General features: G+C 65.7%; 2 protein-coding genes. One reads left to right on the forward strand and one right to left on the reverse strand.

Features of this window, described 5'->3' with window-relative positions; genetic code table 11:
- Window positions 1-35 precede the first annotated feature (35 nt).
- Window positions 36-578: a VanZ family protein gene (locus tag AB0M22_RS27395; RefSeq protein WP_364732591.1), complete on the forward strand. Its 543-nt coding sequence runs from the start codon at window positions 36-38 to the stop codon at window positions 576-578.
- Here the strand turns inward: AB0M22_RS27395 and AB0M22_RS27400 are convergent.
- Entirely contained in the window at window positions 544-3,879 is a 3,336-nt protein-coding gene (locus AB0M22_RS27400; protein ID WP_364732594.1) for a BTAD domain-containing putative transcriptional regulator, read from the reverse strand. The two genes, AB0M22_RS27395 and AB0M22_RS27400, sit on opposite strands and share 35 nt — an antisense overlap.
- Between the last annotated feature and the right edge of the window lie 434 nt (window positions 3,880-4,313).

Genomic DNA, 4,313 nt, shown 5'->3' on the forward strand with positions numbered 1-4,313 from the left:
GTTGTGGCACAAGGTATTCGGATGAGACTGGCGACGTGAACGGGACTTGGGAAGCGTGGGGCGACGTCGTACTCGCGGCGATCGCCGCGATACCACTGGCCGGTATTGCGGCATGGTGGCTCGCTCGACGCCGCGGCCGACGAGCCGCCTTATGTGAGGTCGGCATGGTGTTGGGCACCGCGCCGTGGCTGTGGATGATCCTTACGCCCAAGGGAACTGGGCGCTCCTTAAACCTCATACCGCTACGCGACCTCACCGAACAGCTGTCCGACAACCGGGTCATCGAACAGTTCGGCGGAAACCTCCTCGTCTTCGCCGCCCTCGGCTTTCTGCTGCCGATCCGCCTACCCTGGTTCGCTCACCCGTCCCGCATTCTGCTGGCCGGTGCGGTGGCCTCGATCACGGTCGAGACCCTGCAATACGCCCTCGCCATCGGCCGCCACTCATCCATCGACGACGTCCTGTTGAACGCCGTCGGTGCCCTGGTCGCAGGCCTGCTGTCCAGACGCTGGTGGGCGCAGCGCGACGATGCGCACGAATACCTCACGACATCTCCCGATCGACCATCGCGGCCATAGCCGACGCACGCAGCGCTGGCGTCATATTGCTCCGGATCAGATCCGCGGCCCGCCGGAACTCCGCCGACTGCGTCTCCGCCGTCCTGGTCGCCGTGCCGGCAAGGAACGTCGAGTCGATGCTCGCGACGTGGTTGGCGATCCGCTGCGTCTCCGGGATCCCCAGCCCGGCCGCGATGGTCAACGCCGCCTTCCACCGCTGCCGGGCCACGGAGAAGTGCGCCGAGCAGTAGTGCACCGTGGCGATCGCATCGTTGGCCAGCACCTCCTCGTACGGCGACCCGGACGCATAGGCGATGTGCAGCGCCCGCTCGTACTGCGTAAGCGCTTCCCGATACTGACCCTGCCGCCGATGCACGTCGCCGATCCCGAGATGCGTGCAGCACTTGAGGATCAGATCGTTGTTCCGCTCGGCCCGCGCCGACGCGGTCCGGAACCCGTCCAGCGCCATGTCGAACTGCTTCAACGCGCAGTACACATTGCCGATGCGGATCGAGAAGTAGTTGTGGAACAACGTATTCGACGGCATCGGCGACAGCGCCTTGCGCGCGTCCTCCAGGTGCGCGAGCGCATCGTCGTAGCGGCCGATCCGCATGTCGGTGTCGCTCATCCGCATCAGCGCGCAGGCGCGCAGATACGGATCGTTGGTCTCGTCCGCGACGTCGACCGCCTGGCGCAGGTAGTCGAACGCGTCGTCGTAGTAACCCATCCGCTCGTGCACCTGCCCCAAGCCCTGTAATGCGTAGCCCTCCATGAACTTGTCGCCGCTCCACCGCGACAACGACAGCGCCTGGTGGTACCCCATCAGCGAGTCCCGATACCGGCCCTGCCGGAAGTAGACCAGCCCGCTGTGGTGCATAGCCCTTGCGGCACTGGCGAAGTCGTTCATTCCGTGCGCCAGCCGCACCGCGTCGTTGAGCACCACCAGCGCCTGCCGGCAGTGCCGCATCCGCCACAGCGTGTACCCGAGATTGACCAGCAGGCGGCACTCCTCGGCCTGCTCGCCGCTGTTGCGCGCGACCTCGACCGCATCGAAGTGCAACGTGATCGCGTCGTCGGAGCATCGAAGTCCGGTCACATACGGCCACCACAGGATTTCGGAGAACAGCCTCGTGTAATCAGACCACCGCCCCCTCGTCGCCTCGCGCGCAATGGCCAGCAGATTGAGTCGTTCGCTGTGCAACCAGGCCACGCATTCCTGGTGACTGGCGAGCGCGGGTGTCGGTGTTCCCGGCACCGGCAGGTCGATGATGCGACTGGTCCGATCGGGCAGAATCTTGCTGCCCACCGCCCAGGCACAATACCGGTAGTAGTCGAACAGCCGGGTCAGCGCGGCGCCGTCTTCGAGGTCAGAGGCCTGCGCCAGGGTCGCGGCATAATCGCGCACCAGGTTGTGGAACCGGTAGCGTTCGGAGACAACCTGTTCCAGCAGATGAACATCTACCAGCGCTTCAAGCAGCTGCTCGGCGGCGTCTATCCCGATGTCGGCAAGAGCGGCAGTCGCATAGGTATCGAAGTCACGACCGGGGTGCAATCCGAGCAGCCGGAACGCGTTCTGCTGATCGACCGGCAGATCGTGAAAACTGGCGGAAAGCGCGGCGGCCACGCTACGAGATCCCGCGGACAAGTGCTCGAGCCGATTGGTGGGGTGGCGAAGCCGCTCGGCCAGCCGATCGATCGGCCAGACCGGTCGCGCGCGCAGCCGTCCGGCCGCGATTCGGATCGCCAGCGGAAGATATCCGCACAGTCGAACCGTTTCCTCCACCGCGTCGGGCTCGGCCATAATTCGTTCGTCATTGACGATCGTGGTGAACAGCGCCGTCGCGTCTTCGCGCGAAAGCACATCCAGCGAAAGGGTTTTGGAGACCTCCAAATCCACCAGCCGGCGTCGGCTCGTGATCAGCACCAGGCAACTGGGCGTACCGGGCAGTAGCGGCCGAATCTGGTCGGCATCGGCGACATTGTCCAACACCAGCAAGGCCGCCCGGGTCGCGATTTCGGTGCGCCACAATGCCGCTCGCGCGTCCAGATCGGGCGGGATCGACTCGCTCGGCACGCCCAGCGCGCGCAACAGCCGCTCCAGCGCCACCATCGGATCCAGGGGAGTGCTCTCCGCGGCGTGCCCGTGCAGGTCGAGATACAGCTGGGCGTCGGGAAAACGGGCGCTGAGCTGATGCGCCGCATGGATCGCCAACGTCGTCTTCCCCACACCGGCCATCCCGTCGATCGCTTTGATCAGCACGGTCGGCCGGACCGCCACCGGCGGTATATCGGTCAGCAACCGGGCCATCTCACCGTCGCGACCGGTGAAGTCCGCGATATCGCCGGGCAACTGGTTCCGGCTGGGCACCACGTCCGGGCGAAATTCTGTATTGCTGCCGCGGACCGTCACGTCGGCGGCGGAACCGGCCTCCATCGGCAGGTCAGCGGGCGGCGGCAGCTGCTCGAGTCCGGTGAAATCCGCGACGTTGTAGCCGGATTCATTCCGGCCGGTCGGTGTCCTGGTGGCCTCGAGCGGCGGCTCGATCTCGTCGCGCAGGATCCGTCGATGCAGTTCACGCAGCTCGCGCCCCGGTTCGATGCCGATCTCGTCGGCGAGCCTGCGCTGCGCGTCCTGGAACACCATCAGCGCCTCGGCCTGCCTGCCGCAGTGGTAGAGGCCGAGCATGAGCAGCGTGCGAAACCGCTCTTGCAGCGGATACGAGCTGACCAGCGGCGCGAGCTCGGCCACCGCCTCGGCGTGCTGACCGCGCGCGAGCTTGATCCCCGCGCGGTGCTCGAGCGCGGCCAGGTACCGCTCCTGCAACCTGCGGCGTTCGGCCTCGATGGTCGGTCCGGCCAGGCCGCTGAACGGCTCGCCCCGCCACAGCGCCAACGCGGCGTCGGTATGTGAGGCGGCCGCGGCCAGGTCGCTGTCGCGCCGGCAACGCTCGGCCGTGGCGATGAGCCGGTCGAACGCGACGTGGTCCGACAGCGACGGGTCGCCGTGCAGCACGTAGCCGGTATCCGCCCGCACCAGTGCGGGTTCGGCGACCCGGCGGCGCGGCGCCAGGACCCGGCGCAGGCGGCTGACGTAGGTCTGTACACCGTTGCGCGCGTCGCTCGGCGGGTGTTCGCCCCACACCCCGTCGATAATTGCATTCACCGAAACTGGACGGTTCATTTCTAGCAGGAGTGCCGCAAGGACCGCCTGTTGTTTCGCTGGACCCAACTCGATTTCACGGTCATCACACCATGCCGTGAACGAGCCGAGCACGCCGTATCTGATCTGTGTTTGCGCCATGGACAAGCCCTCCTGAACCATGTGCTGCCAGCGCTGAGCATAGGTGGCGCAGGACGTGTCACATGCCGGATCGGGCGATAGTTACCACTTTGACCAGTCATTTACGCGCTAGTACAGCGTCAGTTATGCAGACTGCGACATCCTGATCGAGTGTGCGACAGCATGATTCGGGGGATACGAGTTCATCGGCAGTCGACCGACTGTCCGGTGTGCGACAGTCCGCCCGAACATGGTCAAGCGTCCAGTTGGTGTCTCGAACGCACGGTGCACCAACCGGGACGCAGTTTTGTCGTGCTGCCGCGGGTCGCGGACGAGGTTGTCGCTCATGGGGATTCGGGATGGGCGGTGTCGTCTTGCGATGGGTGTGCGGAGGGTCGGTATCGCCGAAAACTATGTCGTTCGGTGAGTAGCAGATCGATACCGCCCGGCACAGGTGATAAGCGAGGGAGTTTGCC

Origin of the sequence: Nocardia sp. NPDC051756, assembly GCF_040681495.1 — a bacterium.
Classification (GTDB): Bacteria; Actinomycetota; Actinomycetes; order Mycobacteriales; family Mycobacteriaceae; genus Nocardia.

What these genes read in the sequence shown, in the direction of transcription:
- AB0M22_RS27400 (WP_364732594.1), bottom strand. Translation starts at nt 3,879, where the DNA reads ATGGTTCAGGAGGGCTTGTCCATGGCGCAAACACAGATCAGATACGGC.